This is a genomic window from Rhodanobacter sp. A1T4 (genome assembly GCF_014207185.1).
Classification (GTDB): Bacteria; Pseudomonadota; Gammaproteobacteria; order Xanthomonadales; family Rhodanobacteraceae; genus Rhodanobacter.
In genome coordinates, this window is record NZ_JACHCP010000007.1 from 218,924 (window position 1) to 243,430 (window position 24,507).

Annotated in this window: 25 protein-coding genes; 13 read left to right on the forward strand and 12 right to left on the reverse strand. The window is 60.8% G+C overall.

Annotation, left to right across the window (positions count from 1 at the left end; translation table 11 throughout):
- Positions 1 to 27 precede the first annotated feature (27 nt).
- The 3 genes from zapE to HDE80_RS15850 all read left to right on the forward strand — a co-directional run bounded on the left by zapE (position 28) and on the right by HDE80_RS15850 (position 3,226).
- On the forward strand, positions 28 to 1,146 hold the full coding sequence (gene zapE / locus HDE80_RS15840; protein ID WP_184672472.1) for a cell division protein ZapE: 1,119 nt from the start codon (positions 28 to 30) through the stop codon (positions 1,144 to 1,146).
- Between the two features lie 156 nt (positions 1,147 to 1,302).
- Complete coding sequence (locus HDE80_RS15845; protein WP_184672474.1) at positions 1,303 to 2,592, forward strand: MFS transporter; 1,290 nt, start codon at positions 1,303 to 1,305, stop codon at positions 2,590 to 2,592.
- A 268-nt stretch (positions 2,593 to 2,860) separates the two neighbouring features.
- A complete protein-coding gene (locus HDE80_RS15850) occupies positions 2,861 to 3,226 on the forward strand; it encodes a hypothetical protein (RefSeq protein ID WP_221437622.1) in 366 nt (121 codons plus the stop codon).
- Positions 3,227 to 3,376: 150 nt separating this feature from the next.
- Here the strand turns inward: HDE80_RS15850 and HDE80_RS15855 are convergent, their stop codons facing one another.
- Entirely contained in the window at positions 3,377 to 4,156 is a 780-nt protein-coding gene (locus HDE80_RS15855; RefSeq protein ID WP_184672478.1) for a helix-turn-helix transcriptional regulator, read from the reverse strand.
- Between the two features lie 99 nt (positions 4,157 to 4,255).
- On the opposite strand from HDE80_RS15855, the gene HDE80_RS15860 reads away from it, so the two are divergent.
- Both HDE80_RS15860 and HDE80_RS15865 read left to right on the forward strand, forming a co-directional pair.
- On the forward strand, positions 4,256 to 4,417 hold the full coding sequence (locus HDE80_RS15860; RefSeq protein WP_184672480.1) for a DUF1427 family protein: 162 nt from the start codon (positions 4,256 to 4,258) through the stop codon (positions 4,415 to 4,417).
- A gap of 31 nt (positions 4,418 to 4,448) precedes the next feature.
- The gene (locus tag HDE80_RS15865; RefSeq protein ID WP_184672482.1) at positions 4,449 to 5,417 is read left to right on the forward strand and encodes a zinc-binding alcohol dehydrogenase family protein; all 969 of its coding nucleotides are present in this window, start codon (positions 4,449 to 4,451) and stop codon (positions 5,415 to 5,417) included.
- Between the two features lie 231 nt (positions 5,418 to 5,648).
- Here HDE80_RS15865 and HDE80_RS15870 read toward each other — a convergent pair whose 3' ends face one another.
- From HDE80_RS15870 to HDE80_RS15885, 4 genes are all read right to left on the reverse strand, one after another.
- The gene (locus HDE80_RS15870; RefSeq protein ID WP_184672484.1) at positions 5,649 to 5,972 is read right to left on the reverse strand and encodes a hypothetical protein; all 324 of its coding nucleotides are present in this window, start codon (positions 5,970 to 5,972) and stop codon (positions 5,649 to 5,651) included.
- Positions 5,969 to 6,544, reverse strand: a complete 576-nt coding sequence (locus HDE80_RS15875) for an RNA polymerase sigma factor (RefSeq protein ID WP_184672486.1) — start codon at positions 6,542 to 6,544, stop codon at positions 5,969 to 5,971. Before HDE80_RS15875 ends, HDE80_RS15870 begins: the two co-directional genes overlap by 4 nt.
- Entirely contained in the window at positions 6,537 to 6,899 is a 363-nt protein-coding gene (locus HDE80_RS15880) for a DUF6249 domain-containing protein (RefSeq protein ID WP_184602842.1), read from the reverse strand. Before HDE80_RS15880 ends, HDE80_RS15875 begins: the two co-directional genes overlap by 8 nt.
- 63 nt (positions 6,900 to 6,962) lie before the next feature.
- On the reverse strand, positions 6,963 to 8,480 hold the full coding sequence (locus HDE80_RS15885; RefSeq protein WP_255483838.1) for a serine hydrolase domain-containing protein: 1,518 nt from the start codon (positions 8,478 to 8,480) through the stop codon (positions 6,963 to 6,965).
- A 436-nt stretch (positions 8,481 to 8,916) separates the two neighbouring features.
- Between HDE80_RS15885 and HDE80_RS15890 the strand changes: the two genes are divergently transcribed.
- A complete protein-coding gene (locus HDE80_RS15890; RefSeq protein ID WP_184672488.1) occupies positions 8,917 to 10,104 on the forward strand; it encodes an alpha/beta hydrolase in 1,188 nt (395 codons plus the stop codon).
- A 288-nt stretch (positions 10,105 to 10,392) separates the two neighbouring features.
- Here the strand turns inward: HDE80_RS15890 and HDE80_RS15895 are convergent, their stop codons facing one another.
- Together HDE80_RS15895 and HDE80_RS15900 are read right to left on the reverse strand one after the other, a co-directional pair.
- Positions 10,393 to 11,409: a 2-dehydropantoate 2-reductase gene (locus HDE80_RS15895; protein WP_184672490.1), complete on the reverse strand. Its 1,017-nt coding sequence runs from the start codon at positions 11,407 to 11,409 to the stop codon at positions 10,393 to 10,395.
- Positions 11,406 to 13,064 carry an FAD-binding dehydrogenase gene (locus HDE80_RS15900; protein WP_184672492.1) on the reverse strand — a complete coding sequence of 553 codons (1,659 nt, stop codon included), beginning with the start codon at positions 13,062 to 13,064 and terminating at the stop codon, positions 11,406 to 11,408. Before HDE80_RS15900 ends, HDE80_RS15895 begins: the two co-directional genes overlap by 4 nt.
- Before the next feature lie 161 nt (positions 13,065 to 13,225).
- On the opposite strand from HDE80_RS15900, the gene HDE80_RS15905 reads away from it, so the two are divergent.
- Complete coding sequence (locus HDE80_RS15905; RefSeq protein ID WP_184672494.1) at positions 13,226 to 14,035, forward strand: hypothetical protein; 810 nt, start codon at positions 13,226 to 13,228, stop codon at positions 14,033 to 14,035.
- A 100-nt stretch (positions 14,036 to 14,135) separates the two neighbouring features.
- On the opposite strand, the gene HDE80_RS15910 is transcribed toward HDE80_RS15905, so the two are convergent.
- Positions 14,136 to 15,077, reverse strand: a complete 942-nt coding sequence (locus HDE80_RS15910; protein WP_184672496.1) for a LysR family transcriptional regulator — start codon at positions 15,075 to 15,077, stop codon at positions 14,136 to 14,138.
- Between the two features lie 99 nt (positions 15,078 to 15,176).
- Here HDE80_RS15910 and HDE80_RS15915 point away from each other — a divergent pair, with 99 nt between their 5' ends.
- The 5 genes from HDE80_RS15915 (at position 15,177) to HDE80_RS15935 (ending at position 21,190) form a co-directional block, all read left to right on the forward strand.
- A complete protein-coding gene (locus HDE80_RS15915; protein ID WP_184672498.1) occupies positions 15,177 to 16,406 on the forward strand; it encodes an MFS transporter in 1,230 nt (409 codons plus the stop codon).
- A 56-nt stretch (positions 16,407 to 16,462) separates the two neighbouring features.
- Positions 16,463 to 17,776 (forward strand): SGNH/GDSL hydrolase family protein, encoded by a 1,314-nt coding sequence (locus HDE80_RS15920; RefSeq protein WP_184672500.1) that lies wholly within the window; start codon positions 16,463 to 16,465, stop codon positions 17,774 to 17,776.
- A 94-nt stretch (positions 17,777 to 17,870) separates the two neighbouring features.
- Complete coding sequence (locus HDE80_RS15925; RefSeq protein ID WP_184672502.1) at positions 17,871 to 18,845, forward strand: hypothetical protein; 975 nt, start codon at positions 17,871 to 17,873, stop codon at positions 18,843 to 18,845.
- 160 nt (positions 18,846 to 19,005) lie between these two features.
- Positions 19,006 to 20,307 (forward strand): amidohydrolase, encoded by a 1,302-nt coding sequence (locus tag HDE80_RS15930; RefSeq protein ID WP_184672504.1) that lies wholly within the window; start codon positions 19,006 to 19,008, stop codon positions 20,305 to 20,307.
- Between the two features lie 16 nt (positions 20,308 to 20,323).
- Entirely contained in the window at positions 20,324 to 21,190 is an 867-nt protein-coding gene (locus HDE80_RS15935) for a type 1 glutamine amidotransferase domain-containing protein (RefSeq protein WP_184672506.1), read from the forward strand.
- 28 nt (positions 21,191 to 21,218) lie between these two features.
- Here HDE80_RS15935 and HDE80_RS15940 read toward each other — a convergent pair whose 3' ends face one another.
- The 4 genes from HDE80_RS15940 to gpmA all read right to left on the reverse strand — a co-directional run bounded on the left by HDE80_RS15940 (position 21,219) and on the right by gpmA (position 23,641).
- Positions 21,219 to 21,704 (reverse strand): transposase, encoded by a 486-nt coding sequence (locus HDE80_RS15940; protein ID WP_345776467.1) that lies wholly within the window; start codon positions 21,702 to 21,704, stop codon positions 21,219 to 21,221.
- A 118-nt stretch (positions 21,705 to 21,822) separates the two neighbouring features.
- Positions 21,823 to 22,386 carry a DUF1453 domain-containing protein gene (locus HDE80_RS15945; RefSeq protein ID WP_184672635.1) on the reverse strand — a complete coding sequence of 188 codons (564 nt, stop codon included), beginning with the start codon at positions 22,384 to 22,386 and terminating at the stop codon, positions 21,823 to 21,825.
- Positions 22,387 to 22,513: 127 nt separating this feature from the next.
- Positions 22,514 to 22,888: a cupin domain-containing protein gene (locus HDE80_RS15950; protein ID WP_184602865.1), complete on the reverse strand. Its 375-nt coding sequence runs from the start codon at positions 22,886 to 22,888 to the stop codon at positions 22,514 to 22,516.
- A gap of 9 nt (positions 22,889 to 22,897) precedes the next feature.
- Complete coding sequence (gpmA, locus tag HDE80_RS15955; RefSeq protein ID WP_184602867.1) at positions 22,898 to 23,641, reverse strand: 2,3-diphosphoglycerate-dependent phosphoglycerate mutase; 744 nt, start codon at positions 23,639 to 23,641, stop codon at positions 22,898 to 22,900.
- A gap of 143 nt (positions 23,642 to 23,784) precedes the next feature.
- On the opposite strand from gpmA, the gene HDE80_RS15960 reads away from it, so the two are divergent.
- Positions 23,785 to 24,465 (forward strand): hypothetical protein, encoded by a 681-nt coding sequence (locus HDE80_RS15960; RefSeq protein WP_184672510.1) that lies wholly within the window; start codon positions 23,785 to 23,787, stop codon positions 24,463 to 24,465.
- Positions 24,466 to 24,507 lie beyond the last annotated feature (42 nt).

Here is a 24,507-nt window from a genome sequence, read left to right on the forward strand (position 1 = left end):
TCCACCCACACCAAGACTTTCCGCTTCATGAGTGAATCTCCGCAACTTGCGCCTGGCGCGCGATACCAGGAAGGCATCGCCGCGCATCGCTGGGAATCCGATCCCACGCAGTTGGCGCTGCTGCCCGAGTTCGATCGCATGCATACGGCACTGTGTGTGCAACCGGACGCCAGCGGCGGATTGTTTGGACGGCTGAAGTCGCTGCTCGGCAATGAGCCCGCAGCGGCTGTGCCCGGACTTTATCTTTGGGGTAGCGTCGGGCGCGGCAAGACGTTCCTGATGGATCTATTTGTTTCCAGCTTGCCGCAAGGCACGGCGCTGCGTCGGCACTACCACCGCTTCATGGGCGAGGTGCACGAAAGTCTGCGCGCACTGGGCAACCGGCAGAATCCGTTGATCGAAGTAGCGGCTGGCCTGGCCGCTCGGTGTCGCGTGCTGTGCCTGGACGAGTTTCTGGTCAACGACATTGGCGATGCGATGATTCTCGCCGGCCTGCTCGACGCGTTGTTTGCGCGCGGAGTCACTCTGATCACCACCTCCAATACCGCACCGGCCGACCTGTACAGGAACGGCCTGCAGCGCGCGCGCTTTCTGCCCGCCATCGCCCTGATCGAAAAGTACTGCCACGTGGTGGAGATGGCCTCGTCACACGACTGGCGTTTGCGTGCGCTGGCGCAAGCACCGGTATATCTCACACCACCCGGTGCAGAGTCCCATCGCGCGCTGGAGCGCATCTTTGCCAGCCAGGCCAGCGGCACTATCGAGCAGGATGGCGCCATCGTTATCAACGGGCGCAACATTGCTTTCCACAAGCGCGCAGAAAAGGTTCTCTGGTTCGAATTCGAAGCGCTGTGCGAAGGCCCGCGTGCCGTGGCCGATTACATCGCGCTGGCCAAGGCCGGTCCCACCGTGATCGTCGCCAACGTGCCGCAGTTCAACATGTATAGCGACGACGCGGCCAAGCGCTTCGTGCAACTGGTCGACGAGTTCTACGACCGCCATGTGAAGCTGGTGCTTTCCGCTGCCGCACCGATCACCGAGCTCTACGACGGCGAACGCCTGCGCGCCGAATTCGGCCGCACCGAATCCCGCCTGATCGAAATGCAGAGCAAGGATTATCTGGCGCTTGAGCATCGGGCGGACTAAGCCCTTGTAGGTTGGTGGTGAGCGCAGCGAACTCCAACTTTTGATGCGCAATATGTTGGGGTTCGCTGCGCTCACCACCAACCTACACTGCACGCTGCTAGCATCCAGTGCCATGTGTCGAATCTCTATCCCCTTGCAGAAATCAGGCAACGTTCCGTGACTCATACCGAACCCCGCTCGCGCAGCGAAAGCGTCAAGGCCATCTTTCGCGTAGTCGGCGGCAATTTTCTGGAGATGTACGACTTCATGGTCTATGGCTATTACGCCTCGGCCATTGCACGCACGTATTTCCCCAGCCACAACGCGTATGCGTCGCTGCTGCTGACGCTGCTGACGTTTGCCGCAGGCTTTGTGATGCGGCCGATCGGTGCGATCGTGCTGGGCGCGTATATCGATCATCACGGCCGCCGCAAGGGTTTGATCGTCACGCTGGCGCTGATGGCGGTGGGCACGCTGCTGGTGGCCGCAGTGCCGGGCTACGCGACCATCGGTATTCTCGCACCGCTGCTGGTACTCGGCGGTCGGCTGCTGCAGGGCTTTTCGGCGGGCGTGGAGTTGGGCGGTGTATCGGTGTATCTGTCGGAAATTGCCACACCGGGGCATCGCGGTTTCTATTGTTCCTGGCAATCGGCCAGCCAGCAAGTGGCGGTGATGTTTGCGGCGCTGCTTGGCCTGCTGCTGCAGCGCTGGATGCCGGCGGAGGCGATGAACGACTGGGGCTGGCGCATCCCCTTCATCATCGGCTGTTTGATCGTGCCGTTCGTGTTCCTGATCCGCCGCTCGCTGCAGGAGACCGAGGCCTTTCTCGCGCGCAAGCATCGCCTGGCCGCCGGCGAAATCTATCGCTCGATGATCACCAACTGGCGCATCGTGTTACTCGGCATGGCGATGGTGTTGATGACGACGGTGTCGTTCTACCTGATCACCGCGTACACGCCCACCTTCGGCAAGGAAGTGCTGAAGCTGTCGTCGTCGGATGTGTTTGTCGTCACGCTATGTATCGGCCTATCCAACCTGATCTGGCTGCCGTTGATGGGCACCTTGTCCGATCGCATTGGCCGCTGGCCGTTGCTGCTCGCATGTACCGTGCTCGCGTTGCTCACCGCATATCCCGTACTGCACTGGCTGGTGGCCGACCCGGGTTTCAGTCGACTGTTGGGCGTAGAACTATGGTTGTCCTTCATCTACGCCAGCTACAACGGCGCATTGGTGGTCGCGCTTACCGAAATAATGCCTGCGGACGTGCGCACCGCCGGCTTCTCGCTCGCCTACAGTCTCGCCACCACGCTTGGCGGATCGAGCCTGGCGATTTCGCAGTGGCTGATCCACCTCACCGGCAACAACGCCGCGCCGGGACTGTGGCTGTCGTTTGCAGCACTATGCGGCCTAATGGCAACAGTGCTCGTGTATCGCGATCCAAAACGGCGGGAAATGCATCGGGCGTAGGTCGCTGCGATTCGTTTGCACTCACTAAGGTGTGTTCCCGATCAAAGCAGACATGCTTGACACCTCTGAGCAAACCTTATCGTGGACTTTGTCCGAACTGCAGTCATTCGCGTGAGGTACTGGAAGGCGATCCGGAGCCAGCCGGCAGCGGCTCCCCGTCACGCGGAAACGACAGGCAAGGGATACGCTCAAGTCCCCGAAAGTTGCGAGGCGCTTTATGAACCGGTTGGCATGCATGACTCTGGTCGCTGCAATGGGCGTTTGCTCCATGGCCGCCATACCCCGCGCCGAGGCACAAATCGTAGCTGGCTTCGGCGCGGCGCCTGAATGCCCGTATGGATACTACGATTACGCGCCCTATAGCTGCGCACCTTACGGCTATTACGGCCCGGAATGGTTTGAAGGTGACGTGTTTATCGGTGCCGGGCCGTGGTTTCATGGACGACGGGAGTTCAATGGCCACGTCGACAACCGTTTCGATCGCCGCAACGGATTTCATGGTCCATTTCCGAATCGTGGCGACAGGCGCGACCCGGCAAGACCTGTTGGTCGAGCGGCCAACTTTCATGGCAACGAAATGCGTGATGGTCGAGGCCATGTCGGCGGCGGCGGTGGTGACAGCGGAAGGCACTGAGTCGATGTTCGGTGCTTTCTGATCTTGGAGGGCGCTTCAAATTTGCGCTCCCTGCCGATAAAGCAGTGCAGGCTGCGCGGGGAGACATCCAGATCAACAAACTACGCCAAACCAGCGCAGGCAGTAGCCATCGTTCCATCCACGCTCCAGTCAGACCTGCGAAGAAAAATACCGCGATGGCGCGGTACCCAAGGCTCGTTGGAACATGCTGCTGAAGGCCGCGACTTCGGCATAGCCTAAGGTGCTGGCGACATGCGTCACCGGCGTGCCGATAGCCAGCAGTTCAAGCGCGCGCATCAATAGCGCCTGCTGTCGCCAGCGTCCGAATGGCATGCCGGTCTGTTCGCGGAACAGCCGTTCGAGCGTGCGCCGACTGGCGCCGGTCTGGTCAGCATGCTGGGCAAGGCCGTGGCTGATCGAGGGCTGGGCACGCACTTGCAGGGCGAGGCGCAGGGCACGCGAATCCTCCGGCATGGGCAAGGTCAACGCCGAAATCGGTTTGACCTCGATGCATTCCAGCAACAACGCCATGACCCGTGCATGGCGCGAATCCGGCGCATGCCGTGCAGGCAGGATCACCGCCTCGCCAATCAGGGCGCGCAATAAAGGTGTAACGGCTACCACCGCGCAACGTGCCGGGAAGCGCTGTGTCAGCGCGGGCTCGACGTAAACGTTATGCAGTTCGACGTTGCTGGCCGCACGCAAGCCATGCCGCATCATGGCAGGTATCCACACCGCACGTTCCGGTGGCACCACCCAAACACCGTCCTGTGCCTCGACGGATAACACGCCGCTGGCGGCGTAAATAAGCTGTGCACGTCGATGCCGATGCGGCGATGTCAGCTCGCCCTGTTGCAGCCTGCGCGCCATCGCCACCACCGGCCTGGCCGTGCGCTGATAGTCGGATCGGTGTTCGCTTTTACCGAACATGGCGTTGGCAAAATTTCACAAGAAGATGGCAAATTTGAGGATAACCCCAAGGCGCCGTAGGGCGCATCATGAACTACCCCGTCACTGGAAACAGCGATCATGCGCGATGTCATCGTAGCGATAACCATTGGCCTGGTTGTGGGCATTCTCTACGGCGTACTGCGCACGCGGTCGCCCGCACCGCCACCGATCGCCCTGCTCGGCCTGGCGGCCATGCTCGTCGGCGAGCGCCTCGTGGCGCTGATCCGGCCATGGTTATGACCTTTCATCAGGCTCCTTGAGGAAACTATCCATGAAAGCCTTGCGCATCCTGCATTTCGGCACACCCGATCAACTAGTTATCGATGATGTCGAAAAGCCATTGGCAAGTGACGGTCATGCGGTGGTTGAAGTGCGTGCCGCACCAATCAATCCCAGTGACGTCAAGAACGCGGCTGGACTGATGAGCCAGACGAGGCTGCCGCGAACGCCGGGGCGCGACTTTGCCGGTGTGGTGGTTGATGGTCCCGCCGAATGGCTGGCGAAGGAAGTCTGGGGCAGCGGTGGCCAGTTCGGGTTTACCCACGACGGATCGCACGCCGAATACCTGCAGGTGCCGCTGGACGCGCTGGCGCTGAAACCAGCCAGCCTCGATTTTGTCGCTGCGGCCAGCGTCGGCGTGCCTTTCACCATTGCCTGGCTCGGCCTGATCGACTACGCCAACGCCCAAAGCGGTGAGACCGTGGTCGTGATCGGTGCGGCAGGCAGCGTCGGCCAAGCCGTTTGCCAACTCGCTCGCTGGCGCGGGTGTCGCGTGATCGGCGTAGTACGCGATGCGCCTTCGGCGGCAGAGGCTGCGACCTTCGATGCGTGGACGTTATCCGACCATGATCTGCCCAGGCACGTGCGTGAACTCACCGCCGGTCGCGGCGCCGAGGTCGTCTATGACGCGGTCGGCGGCGTGATGTTTGCACCCGCGCTGCAGTGCGTGGCCCATCGCGGCCGGCTGGTAGAGATCAGCGCCGTCGGCGCCAGCGACGTGACCTTCAACCTGCGCGATTTCTATCACAACGAAACGCAGCTGTTCGGCGCGGATTCGCTCAAGCTCGGCGCCGGCGATACCGCCCACCTGCTCGATCGGCTGGGGCCGCTATTCGATGACGCCACCTTGCATCCGCCGACGGTGCAACGAACCGTACCGCTCGGCGAGGCCATCCGCGCCTATCAGCAGGTGGCGAACGGTGAAGGCGGCCGGCAGGTGATCGTGCCGGTTTCCGGGTAGGGCCGAAACAACGAAGACATGGAAGACACCACCGGTGACTTTTCGCTTCCCTGGAGCATTGCATCCGGTGTTGAATCCACTGACCGGATTTTCTCAGGGAAGCGATGTGCGCCGCGTAGCCATCATGGTGGGTCGTTTGTTCTGGCAATCCACGACGCCCGTGCTGCTTCGCCCTCTCGGCAACTGCTGACCACGGTTTACGAAGCCGGCCATACAGATAGCTTCTTCGCTTCAGCGATCATCGGCCTCGGTTATGGTCCACCAGCAAGTCAGTAGCGAAACGCCCGCTATCGCCAATAACAGCGTGATGGCCGATGCTGACAGCTCGCCACCCATCAAGTCGCTCCAACCAAGGTGCAGCAGCGGCATGGCCAGGAGACTTAGCCAGCACGCCCCCGCTCCTGCCAGGAGACCGACCCACAACGGCCAAGCGACGCGGTGGCGACGCGGTGGCAAACGCTGCATAAGGCGTTCGGAAAACCCGTCGTCGGGCACCGATCCTTTGAACTGCTTTTGCAGCAGTGCGTCGATAGGATCGTCGTGTTGATGACTCATGATGTTCGCTCCTCATCGGCGGTTTCACGCCAAGGTGCCAGCCATGTTTTCAGTTTTGCTTTGCCGCGTGTCGCATGAGTTTTTACCGTACCCAGCGGCATGACCAGTACATAGGCCGTCTCTTCCTGACTCAGGCCCAGTTGCACACAATGCAGTAACACGGTCTGCTCAGCGGTAGACAAGCGCTGCATGGCACGCTCGAGATCCAGCTGTAGATCGACCGCGTCTGGCAGTGCTGGCAGTTGATCAACCGCGTCGTCATCGATATGGCCAGAGGGCCAAGGCTTCTTACGGCATGCCTGCAGGAAGCACGAATAGGTGATGCGGTAAAGCCAGGTGGAGAATCGCGCTTCGCCACGGAACTGATCCAGTTTCCGCCACGCCAGCAAAAATGCTTCCTGCGCCAGATCGTCTGCCATGGCGTGATCGCCATGCAGCAGACGACGCAACTGCGCGCGCACCATGCCTTGATGACGGCGCAGTAACTGTTCGAACGCGCGGCGATCCCCATCCAGCAACGCTCGAGCTACCAGCGCTCGATCAATACGCGCTTCGACGGCGCTATCAGCCACGCCGGTTCAGCCACCAGCTGGCGAGATAACCCAAGCCGATCATCAGCGGCAACAGGCCCAGGCCCCACAAGCCGCCGATGCTCCGGCCGTTGTCGAGCTGTATGGGCAAGGCCAGCAGCATCGCCATCAGCCCAAGGCCGGTGCTGATCAGCACCAGTCCCCGGCGACGTTCGCTGTAGGCCACTTGCGGCTCGATAAGCAGCTGCGCGGGAAGATCCACACCCTTGTCGGCTAGCTGCAACAGCATTTGATAGCGCGCCTGCGTTTGCTGATAGCGATACCGCAGCGTGATCAGGACGATCAGCACGGGGGCCAGCATCACGATGAAGGGAATAAATAGCGCTGCAGGTTCCATTATCTTGCTCCAGAGTTGAGTTACACGGATGGTGGATGATTAGCCTGATGCCCGGTTGAGCCCTCAGGGTTTCGCGCCTTCGGCGGCAAGCAAGTCGGCAATCTCCTCGGCCAGCAACCAGTGTTGCGACGGCCCTTCGTTACTGGTCAGAGCCACGGCCGCGCCGGTTTCCCAAACCATCTCCAGGTCTGACGTCGTGCCCTCGATGCCGCCCTGATGGCCTCGAATATGGCGACCGTGTGAGAGCCGTTCGTCGATGCCGGCTCCAATGGCACCGGGGCCGTCGTTCGGCACTTCGTCGTCGAACATCTTCGCCAGCGTGGTGGACTTGACCAGTTTGCCCCCGTGCAAGGCATTGGCGAACCGCAGCAGATCGGCATTGGTGGAATAACCGCCACCTGCGGGACTGCCCTTGTAGATGCCCTGCACCCAGTTTGCCTTCCACGTATGGGAGAACACCCCATCGTCGTGGTAGTAGCCGACCGCAAGCCCGGGCACGATCTCGTCCTCGCTGTCGAAGCCGCTGGATGCCATCTGCACAGGTTCGAAAACGTGGTGCTGGATATAGTCGAAGTAACTTTCGCCGGAGACGTTCTCGATGATGCGACCGAGTAGTACGTAGCCGGCGTTGCTGTAGCTCAACCCGTTGCCCGGCTCGCCCACCTTGGGCTGGCGGGCGATCAGCGCCAGATAGTCCACCGGATTGACGTAGCGTTCGGAGTGCTCGAAATAGTCCGGCACCATGAAGTCGCCCAGGCCCGCGGTATGGTGCAGGAGTTCCCACACCGTGACCTTCTTCGCCATCGCCTGGTCGGGATATTCCGGAACCAGCTTCGCCAGCGTGTCGTTCCACGACAGCTTGCCGGCCTCGACCAGTTGCGCGATGGCGACCGCGGTGAACATCTTGCCGACCGAGCCGATGCGGAACTTCGTCTGCTGATCGACCGGCACATTGAAGCTACGTTCGGCAAGACCACGGCACTCGTCGAACACGGTCTCGCCGCCATCGAAAACGGTCACGCAACCGGAGAAGTCGGACACGCTTACCAGTCGGTCCAGTACGACGTGTATCTTTTTTCCCAGCTCCGCATGCGGCACCAGCCCCTTGGGCCAGTCGGCATAAAGCGGATTGTCCATCGGGACCAGGTGCGCCTGGGCGAGCAGCTCCGGATGCGTCGGGTCGGCGGTCAGCCAGAACAGGGCGGCCTGCGAGCTGTGACGTCCCTTGACGGCGACTTCGAGCAGTCCCGGCTGGTGCGGATCGGTGCGCACATCGAATACGTCCAGGCCGCCGCTATCACGAGCCGCCGAAACCAGGTCAGTTACGAAATCCGCCTTGTCGTCCGCATCGATGGCCAAGGAAAGAATGGTGGGTGCCCACTGCCTGATCTGTGCGGGAGTGTCGGTATTGATGCGGTGGATCAGCTCACTGCCGAGCTTGCCGACCGGCGTGTTCGGCAAGCTCGGTGCCGTGGACGCAGCCATTGTTGTGGAAGCCAAGAGGAGGGTGCCAAGTACAAGTATGGGTACGAGAAAGCATTTGCGGATTACGTATTTTTCGATCTGGATGGAATGGTTCATCGGCTGCGCTCCTGTGCCTATCCGCCCCTCTCGATAGCAGACGGACGACTCGTCGGTTCGGAAAGACCTTGCTGGACCGCGGTGCTCACGGTGTCTGAGGCTTGGATGCGCCGATGGACGTAAATGGATTCAACATGGGTCGGCAGCCAACAAGCGCGGCGTGGCTATCGACCCAATAGGCACTCGACGTCTGCTGGCGTGGCGTTGGCCGAACGTCCGCGAATCTGTCCGCGGACGGTGACACGTATCCACCGCCGGCCAGCAAACTCTTGAATTGACTTGCTTCAGCCGTGAATCTCCCGCTGGCACAGGGTTTGCTGTGTCCGAATACAACTGCCGCGTTCGCTTCCGTCCACAGACTGCAGCCTTTCGCACTTCGCTTGGCTCGTTGAGCACAGTGGATTACCAAATATCCGTATCAGGAGCTTTGCTGACTATGTTTCGCACAACCATTCTTTCTTTCATGTTGGCACTGGCCGTTGGAATGGCTGCGATCCATGTTTCCTCGGCGGCGACGCCGGCTGGCGCATCCAGCGCGGCAACCACTCCAGCGCAGGACAAATCACCACTGATGTCGCGTGACGAGATCACCCGGATCCTCGCGAGTAATCGCAAGATCGTCTCACCCGATGGCATCGACGAGATGGTCAAAGTACGTATCGGTGGCATCGACCAATGGCTGTCGATTCGCGGCAAGGATCGACGCAATCCTATCCTGCTGTTCCTGCATGGTGGCCCTGCCTCTCCGGCGATGCCTGAAGCCTATACATTCCAGACACCCTGGGAGGACTACTTCACCGTGGTGCAGTGGGATCAGCGTGGCGCTGGCAAAACCTATGCGGCCAACTCCGAGCAGGCGATGGTGTCGCGAATGACCATCGAAGGTATGACGGACGATGCCGCACAGGTGACTGAGTACCTGCGTCAGCACTATGGCAAGCAGAAAATATTCCTGCTGGGACATTCCTGGGGCACGGTGCTGGGCGTTCACTTGGCCCAGCTGCATCCGGACTGGTTCTACGCCTATATCTCGGTAGGCCAGGTCGTGAACGGGCGCCACAACGAAGAGGTCGGGTACGCCTTCGCCCTCCGCGAAGCGACAGCGCAAGGCAATGCTCAGGCCGTGCGCGAACTAAAAGCCATGGCACCCTACCCTGGCCCGAAACTGACCCTCGACAACATCGGCATGCGCAGCAAATGGGAGATGTATTACGGCGGTCTCGCCTATGGTCGCCAGGATTACCAGTTCGAAGACGATGCTGAATCGTTGTCGCCCGATTACAGCAAAGCGGACCTCGCCGCGATCAGCAAGGGCAGCCTGTTTTCGCTGAATCATCTGCTGCAGCCGCTGTTGGCGGTCGATTTCGACAACACCACACATTTCGATTGCCCGGTGATCGTGTTCATGGGGCAGCACGACTACACCACGGCGCACGAGCTGACGGAAAAGTGGTTCGGCGATATACAGGCACCTTCGAAGCGACTGGTGAGGTTTGCCGACTCGGCCCACATGATCATGCAGGAACAACCGGGCCGGTTCTTGATGCATCTGGTGACCGATGTCTTGCCGTTCGCACAGAATGTAGGGGACGCAGCGCCAACGGAAATCACCCGCGATCACTAACACAGCGCGGGCTGTGCTTGCACGTCCACGAACATCACGACTGCTGTATCCATCTTCGGCATGTGGAGTGCAGAAAAGTCCGTGCTTGCCAAGTTGTTTGGGCGATCAGTTCGCCAGGGCCCATGCGGGCACTCTTCTGTTCTTCCTGCGCTAATGCCCACTTCTTGCTGACAACAGGCATTGCATCGAGGACGGCCAAACGGCAATCTCGTAACGTGCGTTATCGTGGTATGGACACAACGAACACTTCGCAACGCATGCGACGAGCGACGCGTCGCTCATAGCTTGCTATATCGCCGTACGCAGTTCCGCCAGCAGCGCCGCATCCGTCCATGATCGTGGCGTTTCTTCTGCCTCGTGAATCAAGGCGCATAGCTTCGCGTTGACCGGCGCCTGTCGATTCTGTGCTTCGGCCAATTTCACGACTTCGCCATTGATGTAGTCGACCTCCGTGCGCTTGCCGGCTTTCAGGTCATCCCAGGTCGATGAGCGGGCCAGTGGATCGATCGCCAGCATGCGCGAGGCGATACGACTGAACAACGCGTCGGGCAATGCCAGCACACGTGGCATCCATGTCGGCGGTAGTGGCGTCAGCTTGGCGATCGGCAATCGGGCGATCCGAAAGACATCGAGCGCCTCGCGTTGTGCCAGTGCGAGACAATGGCGCCAGCCACGCTGTGACAACTCATCGCGCAACGGCAGATCGGACAGCGCGTTGATCGCGTTGTTGAGGTTGAGCAACAACTTGGCGCGCTGCACGGCGGCCATGTCCTGGTGCAGCTGCAGGGGCAGGCCGGCGTTGGCGAATGCGACCAGCCACGCGCCGAGCTTTGTATCGGACTGCACCATCAATTGACCGGACGAAGCCTGATGAAACGCGCCGGGTGAACGCCGTACCACGTTGAACGGCACCATGCCGGCCAGCACCGTACACAGCGGCAACGCTACGGCCAACGTTTCCGCATTGTGCAATCCGTTCTGCAGACTGATGACGAGCGTGCCAGGTTTGATGACATCAGCAAGTTGCTGCGCGGCTTCGGCCGTAGCCGCTGATTTGACACAGACCAGCACCAGGGAAGCATCCGCTGCAGCCGATGCTTCCGTATGCAGATCGAGTACAGCCGGCTCTATCCGCTGCTGGTGACCGCGATAGTCGCTCACCGTAAGTCCGTGCTTGCGCAAGCTATTCAGCATGCCTTCGCGGCCGATATAACGAACCGATGTTTGGCCGTCCAGACGTCCACCGATATAGCAGCCGATACTACCGGCGCCATAGATGACGGCGCGCCCTGTCGAAGCGATCATGCGCAGGCCTTTGCCGCGGCGCGACCAGCGATGCGCCCGGAGAACAGACAGCCGCCGAGGAAGCTGCCTTCCAGTGCACGATAACCGTGCAGTCCACCGCCACCGAAACCGGCGGCTTCGCCGGCAGCGTAGAGACCGGACAATGGCTGGCCATCCGGCGCCAGCACGCGTGCATCGAGGTCGGTTTCGAAACCACCGAGGCTCTTGCGGGTGAGGATGTTCAGTCGCACCGCGATCAACGGGCCGTTCGCTGGATCGAGCATGCGATGGGGCTTGGCTACACGCGTCAGCTTGTCGCCACGATAACGGCGCGCGTTGTGGATCGCCATGACCTGGCTGTCTTTGCTGAAGGGGTTATCGAATTGCAGGTCGCGTGCTTCGATCTCGCGGCGGATGTGCGCAAGATCGAGCAGGTTATTACCTGCCAACGCGTTCATGCCAGCGACCAGTTCTTCCAGGTTGTCGCGCACGATAAAATCGCGGCCGTGCTGCTTGAACGCTTCCACCGGCGCCGGTGCGCTTTTGCCGATCGCGCGTTTGGCCACCTGCCGCCAGCTCTTGCTGGTCAGATCAGGATTTTGCTCGGAGCCGGACAGCGCGAATTCGCGCTTGATGATCGCCTGGTCGAGGATGAACCAGCTGTAGTCGTAACCGGTACGGCGCAAGTGTTCCAGCGTGCCCAGGGTGTCGAAGCCAGGCCACAACGGACCGGGCAGGCGCTGGCCGGTGGCATCGAACCATAGCGAGGATGGGCCGGGCAGAATGCGGATCGCATGCATCGGCCAGATCGGGTTCCAGTTCTCGATGCCCTCGACGTAATGCCACATGCGGTCGCGATTGATCAGGCTGGCACCGGCGGCGGCGCCGATATCCAGCATGCGGCCGTCGACATGAGCCGGAACCCCGCAGATCATCTTCGCCGGCGGCGCCCCCATACGCTCGGGCCAATAGCGGCGCACCAATTCGTGATTGCCACCGATGCCACCGGAACAGATGATCACCGCCTGCGCCCGATGTTCGAACTGGCCGATCGTTTCGCGCGAGCTGGGCTTGCCGCGCTCCACGGTATCGGTGGCCAGCACGCTGCCGCGTGCGCCGACCACAGTGCCGTTGTCGACGATGAGTTCGTCAACGCGATGACGGAACGCGAAGCGCAGCAGTCCCTTCGCCTCGGCTTCGCGCGCGCGCCGCACGAACGGTTCGATCACGCCGTGGCCGGTGCCCCAGGTGACATGAAAGCGCGGCACCGAATTGCCGTGGCCGATCGCGCCGTAGCCACCGCGCTCTGCCCAGCCGACCACCGGAAACCAGCGCATGCCCATCGCATGCAGCCAGGCTCGTTTTTCGCCGCTGGCGAAATCCACATAAGCTTCGGCCCAGCGGCGTGGCCAGCGATCTTCGGCGCGATCGAAACCCGCGCTACCCATCCAGTCGGTCAGCGCCAGCGCGTGCGAGTCGCGCACGCCCATCCGCCGCTGCTCAGGCGAGTCGACGAAGAACAAGCCGCCGAACGACCAGAACGCCTGCCCGCCCAGACTCTGCTCGGGCTCCTGCTCCAGCACCAGTACGCGCTTGCCCGCGTCGGTCAACTCCGTGGCCGCCACGAGTCCGGCCAGCCCTGCGCCAATCACAATCACATCAGTGCTTTCGCTCATGCGTGCTCCGGTGTTGTTCCGAGCAATCAACTTAGCGCGGACCGACTGTCGTGGCTATGCGCAATGCGACAAAATGGCAGAGCTAAAACTGGCAAGTCTGCTCGCCAATGAAAGCCGTTGATCTTCACACCCTCGCCGACTTTTCATACGGATACAAACCCATGAATTCCAGCGCTAACCCGGGTAGCAGTCACGTCACAGTGAAAAATCTGGCATTTGCCTTAGTGACTTTTGTCTTTGTGCTTATCGCACATGCCGTGGCTTATCTGACTCACGAATACAGCCATTCACTGACGGCCTGGTCGCTAGGGTGGATGAAACAGCCATTCGGCATCGACTATGGACCTGCCACGGCCTACAACATCATCTTTCTGGGAGATGTTTCGGACAATGTGGATTATTCGCCCCTCCTCGCCAGTGGTAATGGGCACAGCGCCGCACTGATTGCGCTTGCGGGTCCTTTCATGGGAAATGGTTTGCTGTACTTCATCCTGTACGGGCTGACTTCGACCAGTTTCATCAAGTCGCGCCGATTCGTATTGGCCTTTTTCTATTGGCTATCCCTGATGTGCGCGGCCAATGTCTGGGGCTATGTCCCCATACGGGCGATTACCACGCACGCCGATATCGCCATCGCGGCGCAAGGCCTGGGTATCTCCACCTCGGGATTATTTCCATTTGTAATGCTCGTTTCGGGCTACATTACTTACCACTTCTTCTGCAGAATGTTTCCGAAGGTCTACCAAGCTGTTGCTGGTGACGTTGAAGGCAATCTTGCCCTGTTGATTGCCTTCACCTCATTCTGGTACTTCTCGTTCTACGGCGCCGATGGCATCTCGGGCTCCTATGGATTGATTTCGCAAATCCTCTCAATTACTTCGCGATACCTGCTTTTCCCGTTGTGTGTGGTGTACCTGTCATCGAGGTATGCCATTGGGAATTGGACACGACATCAGTTGCCGGCTCAGTAGCGCTGACGTTTGCAACGCGGCTACTGCTACCTTGAGAGGGTTGAGGTGACGCAGAACGCGTTGATCAACGTAAACCTGACGCATAGACGCTCGTTGAAAATCAACGGCGCTCAACCTTGCTACGTTTTTCGATACCGCGCTCCCACGGCGGATTTTTGCCAAAGCGCTCAGCCAGAAAATCGACGAAGGCGCGTACGCGTGGAGGCACCATGCGTCGTTGCGGCATGACGGCGTGGATGCCGGTGGTGGTGATCGGGTATTTCGGCATCACCACCTCCAGGCGACCGGTGCGTAGCTCGTCGCAAACATGCCAGAACGAATGAATGGCAATGCCCAGGCCAGCCACGGCCGCATCGCGCAGCAGTTCGCCGGTGTTGCTTTCGAAGCGGCTGTGCACGCGCTGCAAAATTTCGCCGCCCTTGCCATCACCGAAACGCCATAGGTCCTGCTGTCCCGACGTGCCCGTCAATAACAGGCAGGCATGCTCGGCCAAGTCCTTCGGTTTGCGCGGATGCCCGTGCCGCTGCAGATAGGCAGGCGAGGCGCACAGTACACGCCGGTTGGTGGCCAGTTGGCGCGCGACCAGACCGGAATCGCCAAGCGCGCCCACGCGGATACCGAGGTCGAAGCCCGCGCCGACCAAATCCAGCAGCTCGTCGCTGAGGTTCACGCTCAACTTGATGCGCGGATGACGGGTCAGAAATTCCGGCAGCAACGGCGACACGTACTGACGGCCGAAGGAGGCAGGCATGGTGACGCGCAACGTGCCTGACACTTCGTTTGCGGCTTGGCGCAGGCCGCTGGTCAGCGCTTCGAGATCTTCCACCAGCACGCGACCCTGTGCGGCGAGCGCCAGACCTTCCGGCGTGGCATGCAGCTGGCGTGTGGTCCGATGCAGCAGCACGACACCAAGCTCGCGCTCGAGTCGCTTCAGGCGCTGACTGGCCACGGCCACGGATAAACCGAGGCTTCGCGCCGCCGCGCTGATGGTGCCCAGATCGAGCACGCGCATGAACAGACTCAGGTCACCGATGCGGTCCATGACTATCAATCATTCATTGAAAATGATTCCACATTTTGTCTGTTTTATTGCTAAATGCAAAGCTCTACGCTGACGCCATTCCTGTTTTGGAGCGTCATCATGTTTGCCCCATCCCTCTCCAAACCCCGCACGCCGCTCGCGCTCTACGCGCTGACAGCTGGCGCGTTCGGCATCGGCACCACCGAATTCGTGATCATGGGCCTGCTGTTGCAGGTCGCTGCCGATCTACACGTCAGCATCGCCGCGGCCGGCTTGCTGATCACCGGCTACGCGTTGGGTGTGTTCGTCGGCGCGCCGTTACTGACCGCGGCGACCAGTCGACTGCACCGTAAGACAGCGCTGGTTGCACTGATGCTGATTTTCACCGTTGGCAACCTGGCCAGTGCGCTCGCACCAAATTACACGGTGCTGATGATCGCGCGCGTCATTACCTCGCTGGCCCACGGCACCTTCTTCGGTGTCGGCGCCGTGGTGGCGACCGGTTTGGTGGCCGAAGATCGCAAGGCTTCGGCCATATCGATCATGTTCACCGGCCTCACCGTAGCCACCTTGCTGGGCGTACCGGCCGGCGCATGGCTGGGGCACGCCTACGGCTGGCGCGCCACGTTCTGGGCAGTGACCGCGATCGGTGTGGTCGCCACCGCGATCATCGCGCTGCTGGTACCGTCAGATCGCAGCGACACTGCGCCGGCGCTGTTTCTTGAAGAGCTGCGGGGGATCGCCAAGCTGCAGGTGCTGCTCGGGTTGCTGATGACTGTGCTGGGCTTCGCCGGCGTGTTCACGGTATTTACTTACATCCAGGCGATCCTCACCGGCGTCACCGGCGTCACCGGTTTCGCCGACAGCTCGGTCTCACCGATCCTTCTGGTGTTCGGCGGTGGGCTGGTGGTCGGCAACCTGCTGGGTGGCCGCCTGGCCGATCGCAAGCTCACGCCGACGCTGCTCGGGTCGCTGATCGCACTGGCCATTGTGCTTGGCGCAATGACGTTCGCGCTGCACAGCAAGCCGGCGATGATCGTGTTTACCGGTCTGCTCGGCATCGCGGCCTTCGCCACCGTCGCACCGCTGCAATTGCGCGTGTTGCAAAAGGCCGCTGGCAGCGGACAGAGCCTGGCCTCGAGCTTCAACATCGCCGCATTCAATCTGGGCAACGCGATCGGCGCATGGCTGGGCGGTGTGGTGATCACGCACGGTCCCGGCATGACTGCTGTGACATGGGTTGCCGCGCTGGTGACGATATCGGGCCTGGTGGTGGCACTGGTGAGTGTGCGGCTGGATTCGGTCAGACGTGTTGAATCCCGAACATCCGCTGTTTGTGCGTCCGCTTAAATCCTGAATCAAATCAGGCAACACAAGTATCCACCCAGCCACTTCAGGAGATCGTCATGCGTCTCGGCACTCTACCGTCGGCAAAATCCTGCCTCCGCATAACTGGATCGAGTCATCGATTTACTACGCTGCTTTTACTTATCGTGGTGGGTTGCTTCGCCGCTTCAGCGCGTGCTGCAGCGCCTTCAGGATTCGACAAACCCCAATGGATCACGACCTGGATCGCCAGCCCGCAGCCACTGTGGAAGGGTGATTTTCCGTTACCCACCAATGTGCCTTTCAATTTCTGGAATCAGACGGTGAGACAGGCCGCGCGCGTCAGCGTGGGAGGGCACAGCGTGCGCATCCAGCTGTCGAATGACTACGGCTCGACACCCTTGGTTATCGGCTCGGCCCACATTGCATTGACCGGAAAGGATGCCGGTATTGTGGATGGAACGGATCGGTCGATAACGTTTGGCGGCCAAGGCTCGATCAGCATTCCGCCAGGCGCACCGGTGCTCAGCGATCCGATTGATCTGAAAGTGGCAGCACTACAGAACGTATCGGTCAGTCTCTATTTTCCAGAACCTGTCTCGCCTTCCACTTTTCACTGGGACGGGCGGCAAACGGCTTACATCGTCAGCGGCAACCAGACAGCCAAAGATTCCATCAAGCCCGATGCAACCATGACGACCCGCGTATTCCTCAGCGCGATTCAGGTTGATGCGCCATCGAAAACACGAACCGTCGTTGCGCTGGGTGATTCGATCACCGACGGCGCCGGTGCCAGCATGGATAGCAATGCGCGCTGGCCCGATTTTCTAGCTGCGCGACTTGTCGACAATCACGTTGCAGTGCTCAACGCCGGCATTTCCGGCGCACGCCTTTTGCAGGACAAGATGGGTGTCAATGCGCTGGCTCGCTTCGATCGCGATGTGCTGAGTCAGCCGAATATCGAATCAGTGATCGTGCTGCTGGGCATCAACGATATCAGCTGGAATCACATGGCGTTTGCTCCGAACGACATGCCCGCGACCGCCCAGCAGTTGATCGCCGGTTATCGACAGCTGATCGCCCGCGCGCATGCGCGAAACATGCGAATCATCGGGGCGACGCTGACGCCATTCGAGGGCGCGCTGAAAGACACACTCATGGCTGGCTATTACTCCGCCGAGAAAGAGCAGGTACGGCAAGCCGTCAATCGCTGGATACGCGAGAGCGGTGAATTCGATACCGTCGTCGACTTCGACAAATTATTGCGCGACCCCACGCATCCAACGCGCCTGCTGGCTGCCTATGATTCCGGCGACCACCTGCACCCTGGCGATGTCGGCAATAAGGCAATGGCGGCGGCGATCGACTCGGATACACTTTTCAATAATCGATAAGATCGTCGAGAAAAGCCAAGCATCGATTACACGCTGAATTCAACTTGACTGCAGCTGATTCAAGCCTATGCCAATGTGATGAGAAGTTTGCCTCATGAAGCAAATTCCAAGCGCCGATGCACACGTTCATTTGGAGGACTTGGAGCTGGACGAAGGGAATTTCAGAACGTTGGTGAGTGTGTTGCAAACCTTGATCGAGGAGCTGGAGCAGGATTGCTCGCTCGACGAACCGGGCCGGCTGCGTCAACGCCTCGAGGCGCTTGACTGCCTCGAGGCCCATCTCCCGAATGGACAGGCTCAAGTCCGCGATGCTGAATCCTCTCAGGAGGCGGAACTCCATCATCGAGCTGAGGCGATCTATGCCAGGCTGGAGGCAGTCAACTACACGATCTACCGCACCATCCGTCGCGACATCCAGCGGGGTGCCGGGACGGAATCGCTGTTGCAATGGGTGATCGCGTCCGCTGAAGATGGCCATCATGCCTCTCGGGCAAGCGGTGAACGCTATGACTATCTTGATGAACTGATCAGCGGAGTTTTAGAGTTCGAAGAGCCCTGCACCGGAGTAGCTGAGCTGCCGCCAGAGATGGTGTTTTATCAACCCACTCCGGCGCGCCATATCTTAGATCTGATCGAGCGCGCCGCACTCACCGAACGGGATGTACTGGTTGATCTTGGCTCGGGCATGGGGCATGTCCCGTTGCTCGCTTCCATCTGTTCAGGTACGCGCAGCATCGGGATTGAACTCGAGGCAGCCTATGTCAACTGCGCGCAACGGAGCGCCCGAGCGTTGAACCTGACGCAGGTGACCTTTATTCAGCAGGATGCACAGGTCGCGGATCTCTCCAGTGGCACGGTGTTTTATCTGTATACGCCTTTCACCGGCACGATCATGCGCGCTGTGCTCGATTCGCTGCGACAGGAAGCGATGGGCCGCGAGATTCGCATCTGCACTTTTGGCCCATGCACGCCGATTATCGCCAAGGAACGATGGCTGCAGGCCACCGGGACGGTGGAATCGAATCGGACCGTTATATTTCGCTCCCTCCTTTTCCCAACAGGCAGATAGGGTGCCAGTGTCTTCTTTGGCCGGTCGCGGCCCAAAGCGCTTAATGAGTCACCGCCCGACGCAAGCAGCTACATCACTTTCCGACGAATCACTCGCCAAAAAAGCGTCAACGCACCGCGCACACGCGCTAGCATCGATCATCCCTACCTTGGAGATGCCCATGCGCCGTACTGCTTTCGCCCTGACGCTTGCCGCCGCCATCACGTCCTTGCACGCCACCGATACCCCCAGCGTGCAGGCCATGGCGCAAATAGAGTTGCCGCAGGTTACGGCGTGGCGGCGCGATATCCATCAGCATCCCGAGCTGAGCAACCGCGAGGTGCGCACGTCGGCCCTGGTGGCGGCAGAGCTGAAAAAGCTGGGGCTGGAAGTACATACCGGTATCGCACACACCGGCGTGGTCGGTTTGCTCAAGGGCGACCTGCCCGGCCCGCGACTGGCAATTCGCGCCGATATGGATGCGCTGCCGGTGACCGAGCCGACAGGCTTGCCGTTCGCCTCGAAGGCGACGGGCGAATACCGCGGCAAGCCGACCGGTGTGATGCATGCCTGCGGCCACGACGCACACACCGCAATGCTGCTCGGCATGGCGCAGGCGCTCAGCGGCATGAAGAAGACTCTGCACGGTTCGGTGCTGTTCGTGTTCCAGCCCGCCGAGGAAGGCGCGCCGGTCGGCGAGGAAGGCGGCGCCGCGCTGATGCTGAAAGAGGGGCTGTTCCGCGATTTTAAACCCGATGCGATGTTCGGCATGCATGTGGTCTCTTCGCTCAACGTCGGCACGGTGTCGGTGCGGCCGGGGCCAACCATGGCCGGCTCGGACTGGTTCCGCATGGTGGTCCACGGTAAGCAGACGCACGGCGCGATGCCCTGGAATGGCATCGACCCGATTGTGACCTCGGCCGAGATCATCACTGCCGCACAAACCATCGTCAGCCGCCGCCTGGATATCAGCACGCTACCCGCGGTGCTCAGCTTCGGCATCGTCGAGGGCGGCTCGCGCTACAACATCGTGCCCGACCAGGTGGAACTGCAGGGCACGCTGCGTACCTTCGACGCCGGCATGCGGCAACAGGCGGTGGATGATCTGAAGAACACTGCCGAGCATATCGCCGCCGCCAACGGCGCGACAGTGGAAGAGCAGATCCCGGTCGGCGACAGCAACCCGATACTGGTCAATGACCCTGCCCTCGCCGCGCGCGTGCGGGTCAGCATCGGCAAGGCCATCGGCAGCGAACATGCGATCGAAGCCAAACCGTGGATGGCCTCGGAAGATTTCGCCTACTTCGCCGAGGCCGTGCCGAGCGTGTACTTCTTCGTCGGCGCCACGCCGAAAGGACAGGACGCCTCGAAGGCGCCGTCCAACCATTCGCCGAAATTCTTCCTCGACGAAGGTGCACTGACGATCGGGATGGAATCGATGCTGCAGGCGAGCCTGGATTATCTCAACGGACCAACCGCATAAGAGCATCTATCTCCTCATGGCTAAAATTCTTATCCCGCTGCCAAGCCGCGATGCCGATCCTTCCGAGGTCGCGGTGAGCTGGCAGATCCTGCGCAATGATGGGCATGAGATCGTGTTCGCCACACCTGATGGCCATCCGGCCAGCGCAGACGAAATGATGCTCAGCGGGGTCGGACTCGACCCGTGGGGTTGGCTGCCAGGGCTGCGGCAACTACGGGTGGTCGGGCTGATCCTGCGCGCGAATGGCGATGCACGAAAGGCCTATGCCGCGATGCTGAAAGACACCGCGTTTTGCGCGCCGCTGCGTTGGGACGAACTCGATGCGGCAGATTACGCCGGACTGCTGCTACCCGGCGGCCATCGCGCGCGTGGCATGCGCGAATACCTGGAAAGTCCGCTGTTACAGGGGATCGTCGCGGCGTTCTTTGATGCCGGCAAACCGGTCGCAGCGATCTGTCACGGCGTGCTGCTGGCCGCGCGTAGTCGCTCGAAGGTGAACGGCAAGTCGGTGCTGTTCGGCAAACGCACCACCACGCTGACTTGGGCGTTCGAGAAAAAGGCGTGGGCCACGGCGCGGGTCACCCGCTTCTGGGACCCATACTATTACCGCACCTATAACGAGAGCGCGGATCAACCGAGCGGCTACATGTCGGTGCAACAGGAAGTGACACGTGCGTTGGCCGATCCGGCCGATTTCAAGGACGTGCCGCGCGACGCCAAAGACTATGCCCGCAAGACCAGCGGCATCGCGCGCGACAGCGTCAAGGATGATTCACCGGCCTTCGTGGTGCGCGATGGCAATTACGTGTCGGCGCGCTGGCCCGGTGATGTGCATCGCTTTGCCAGGGAATTTTCGGCGATGCTAGGAGAAACGCGAGCGTAGGTTGGGGTGAGCGAAGCGAACCCCAACATCATCCATTCCGTTCACCGCCAATTTCCGCCGCATTCTCGCCACACGCCCAATCCGTGCCAATCGTTCCTTCGCGGATATATCGATGGATCGATGAAAATGGCCAATCGCTGGCTCTCGCAGCATGACCGTGTTTCACCGGATTGATATGCACGTAATCAATATGTCGAGCGAGATCATTGTCGTCCCTGATCTGATGTTCCCAGAAACGCCGCTGCCAGATGCCTCGCTCGCCCTTGCCCAAACGTGACGCACCGATGGTTTCGCCAAGCGGAATGGTTCGCGAGAAAGCGGCCTTGATAAGCATCCAGCGTGTGGAAAAGTCATGGTCATCGGGTGGCAGCGTCCATATCGCATGCATGTGTTCGGGCAAAACGACCCAAGCAACAATATCGAATGCGTGTCTCCGCTTGACGGTCCTTACCGCTTGGCGAAGCTTGTCGATATGCTCGACAAGCAGTGCTCTCGAGCGATCAGCCAGATTCACGGTGAAAAAGTAAGTACCGCCGCCGGCTTTGGCTCTTCTGTATTGCATGACGTCATCCTTGACGTTGAACGTTGGGGTTCGCTTCGCTCACCCGCAACCTACACGGCGAAGTTGCGATTTACGCGACCGTCGTGCTCGGGTGCGCCTGCTGAAAACGTCGATGATGAATCAGCAGGCCGGTGAAATAGACGATGTAGTAGCCGATCAGCAGGCCGATCACCAACATGGTGAGCGGGCTGGAGGTATAGCCGGACGACCAGGCCTGCGCACTCGCGTCAGGGGCGCCCTGCGCCGCGGCGTGTGCCTGCTGCACCTGCGGCAGCACCACGATGAAGCGGTAGGCCAGCCGGCCGAGCAGCAGCACGGTGAGAAACGCACCGATCCAAGGATTGGGCACATAGCAGTCGCCACGTACCGGGTCGACTTCGAAGCGGGTGAGGCGTACACCGAGGATGCCCAGTGCGGCGCCGAGAATCATGCCGCCGAGCAGGCCTTCGGCGAGTTCGATCTTGTGCAGGCCGCTCAGCGCCAGCAGCGCGCCAAGTACCGCAAAGATCGCGATGCGCGCAATCATCGTCTTGCGCTTGATTGGCTGACGTCCGAACGAGCGGCTGACGCGCCGCCATACCACCCACGCCAGCAGCGGCACCATGATGAAATATTGGGACAGATGGGGAGGCATCGTCATCGCAAGGTGGTGGATACAGGCACAGCTTAATCGAGCGGCGCGGCACTGGCGACTGACCGGACACAGTCATCGCATATGACTGCTGTCATCTCATCCGTTGTCACCTATCCAAGATGACGAACTATACGCTGCCGAGCTGCTCTGCCAGCGAGCGCGTCTTGTCGGTGACAACAGTGCCGGTATGCAGGGTCGATTTACGCTCGATCAGCAGGATGTGGCACTCGTCCGCAGCCACGGGGTTATGCCGCACGCCTTTCGGCACGACGAACATCTCGCCTTCGTCGAGTTCAACGGCTTCGGCGTTTTCCAGCTCGATACGCAGGTGACCCTTGAGGACAAGAAACAGCTCGTCCTCGTCGTCATGACTATGCCAGCACAGCGTGCCCAGCACCTTGGCAACCTTGATGAAGGCATCGTCCACTTCGCCGACGATGCGCGGCGACCAGTAGTCGGTCAGCGACGCTGCGACGGCTTTCGGTGAACTGACCTTGGTCACGGATGATCCTTATTTGGCTTTGCCCTGATTGGCCACGGCGGCCATCTTGGCCTCGATCTCGGCGGCATCGCCGAGGTAGTAATGGCGCAGCGGCTTGAGGTGTTCGTCGAACTCGTAGACCAGCGGAATACCGTTGGGGATATTCAACTCGACGATGGCCTCGTCGGAAATGTTGTCGAGGTACTTCACCAGCGCGCGCAGCGAATTGCCGTGAGCCACCACCAGCACGCGCTGACCGGCGCGGATCGCCGGCGCCAGCGTTTCGTGCCAGTACGGCAACACGCGGGCAACGGTGTCCTTGAGGCATTCGGTGTCGGGAATGTCTTTCGGATCGAGCGTGGCGTAACGCGGATCGTCAACGGATTCGTTGGCGCTGCGCTCCAGCGGCGGTGGCGGAATGTCGTAGCTGCGGCGCCAGATCTTGACCTGGTCTTCACCGTACTTGGCCGCCGTCTCCGCCTTGTTGAGGCCGGTGAGGCCGCCGTAGTGGCGTTCGTTGAGGCGCCAGTCGGTGAGTACCGGGATCCACATCTGCTCCAGCGCGTCCTGCACGCCCCACAGCGTGCGCACCGCACGCTTCAGCACCGAGGTGTGCGCCACGTCGAACGTATAGCCGGACGATTTCAGCAGCTCGCCAGCAGCGATCGCCTCGGCGTTGCCCTGCGGCGTGAGGTCGATGTCGGCCCAACCGCTGAAGCGGTTGTCGAGGTTCCACTGCGATTGGCCGTGGCGGATCAGTACGAGCTTGTGCATAAGGCGATCATCAACGTGGGACAAGGCCGGCATGGTGCGGCCACCGGCCGGCAGCGTCAAATACCGTCCCCTGCCACAGGTCATGGTAAACCCGCGGCGGCGCGGGTGCATCCTAGCTGCACCAACCACTCACGGAGACTGTCATGCGTCGAATTCCGACGATTTTCATCACCGCCGCGCTCACGCTGGTGCTGCCTCTTGCTGCCTTGCCCTCGTCGGCATGGGCCAGCGACAACGATGTCGACAAGGTCAACGGTTCGGTCAAGGTCGATGCCGGCCAGCAGGCGGGCAATGTCAGTTCGATCAACGGCTCGGTCCATGTCGGCGACGGCGCCACAGTGCAGAAGGCCAGCACGGTCAACGGCTCGGTCGATCTGGGCGACAAGGCACAGGCCAACGAGCTTGAAACCGTCAATGGCGCAGTGACAATGGGCACTAGCAGCCGTGTTGGCGGCGAAGTCACCGCCGTCAACGGCAGCCTGCGTCTTGCGCAGGGCGCCGAGGTTACCGGCAAGCTCAGCAACGTCAACGGTGCGATCGCGCTGGACGCTGCGCACGTGGCCGGCGGCATCGGCACAGTCAACGGCGACATCACCATCGGCGCCAACTCGCACGTCGAAGGCGGCATCCTGGTCGAGAAGCCCAATGATGGCTGGTTCCACTGGGGCAGCAGCCGCGATCCGCTGATCGTGATCGGCCCGCACGCGGTGGTGCAGGGCACGCTGGATTTTCGTCGTGAGGTGGTGCTGAAGGTCAGCGACAGCGCGCAGATCGGGCCGGTGAAAGGCGCCACGGTGGTGAGGTTCAGCGGGGCGACGCCGTAAAAGTCAGGGACAAGGCGCGGGGATTAGGGACGGCGGATAAAA

Bases quoted from the DNA above. Each gene is read 5' to 3' on its own strand.
- zapE (WP_184672472.1), top strand. From the start codon at position 28: ATGAGTGAATCTCCGCAACTTGCGCCTGGCGCGCGATACCAGGAAGGC.
- HDE80_RS15850 (WP_221437622.1), top strand. From the start codon at position 2,861: ATGGCCGCCATACCCCGCGCCGAGGCACAAATCGTAGCTGGCTTCGGC.
- HDE80_RS15855 (WP_184672478.1), bottom strand. From the start codon at position 4,156: ATGTTCGGTAAAAGCGAACACCGATCCGACTATCAGCGCACGGCCAGG.
- HDE80_RS15860 (WP_184672480.1), top strand. From the start codon at position 4,256: ATGCGCGATGTCATCGTAGCGATAACCATTGGCCTGGTTGTGGGCATT.
- HDE80_RS15865 (WP_184672482.1), top strand. From the start codon at position 4,449: ATGAAAGCCTTGCGCATCCTGCATTTCGGCACACCCGATCAACTAGTT.
- HDE80_RS15870 (WP_184672484.1), bottom strand. From the start codon at position 5,972: ATGAGTCATCAACACGACGATCCTATCGACGCACTGCTGCAAAAGCAG.
- HDE80_RS15880 (WP_184602842.1), bottom strand. From the start codon at position 6,899: ATGGAACCTGCAGCGCTATTTATTCCCTTCATCGTGATGCTGGCCCCC.
- HDE80_RS15885 (WP_255483838.1), bottom strand. From the start codon at position 8,480: ATGAACCATTCCATCCAGATCGAAAAATACGTAATCCGCAAATGCTTT.
- HDE80_RS15890 (WP_184672488.1), top strand. From the start codon at position 8,917: ATGTTTCGCACAACCATTCTTTCTTTCATGTTGGCACTGGCCGTTGGA.
- HDE80_RS15895 (WP_184672490.1), bottom strand. From the start codon at position 11,409: ATGATCGCTTCGACAGGGCGCGCCGTCATCTATGGCGCCGGTAGTATC.
- HDE80_RS15900 (WP_184672492.1), bottom strand. From the start codon at position 13,064: ATGAGCGAAAGCACTGATGTGATTGTGATTGGCGCAGGGCTGGCCGGA.
- HDE80_RS15905 (WP_184672494.1), top strand. From the start codon at position 13,226: ATGAATTCCAGCGCTAACCCGGGTAGCAGTCACGTCACAGTGAAAAAT.
- HDE80_RS15910 (WP_184672496.1), bottom strand. From the start codon at position 15,077: ATGGACCGCATCGGTGACCTGAGTCTGTTCATGCGCGTGCTCGATCTG.
- HDE80_RS15915 (WP_184672498.1), top strand. From the start codon at position 15,177: ATGTTTGCCCCATCCCTCTCCAAACCCCGCACGCCGCTCGCGCTCTAC.
- HDE80_RS15920 (WP_184672500.1), top strand. From the start codon at position 16,463: ATGCGTCTCGGCACTCTACCGTCGGCAAAATCCTGCCTCCGCATAACT.
- HDE80_RS15925 (WP_184672502.1), top strand. From the start codon at position 17,871: ATGAAGCAAATTCCAAGCGCCGATGCACACGTTCATTTGGAGGACTTG.
- HDE80_RS15930 (WP_184672504.1), top strand. From the start codon at position 19,006: ATGCGCCGTACTGCTTTCGCCCTGACGCTTGCCGCCGCCATCACGTCC.
- HDE80_RS15935 (WP_184672506.1), top strand. From the start codon at position 20,324: ATGGCTAAAATTCTTATCCCGCTGCCAAGCCGCGATGCCGATCCTTCC.
- HDE80_RS15945 (WP_184672635.1), bottom strand. From the start codon at position 22,386: ATGCCTCCCCATCTGTCCCAATATTTCATCATGGTGCCGCTGCTGGCG.
- gpmA (WP_184602867.1), bottom strand. From the start codon at position 23,641: ATGCACAAGCTCGTACTGATCCGCCACGGCCAATCGCAGTGGAACCTC.
- HDE80_RS15960 (WP_184672510.1), top strand. From the start codon at position 23,785: ATGCGTCGAATTCCGACGATTTTCATCACCGCCGCGCTCACGCTGGTG.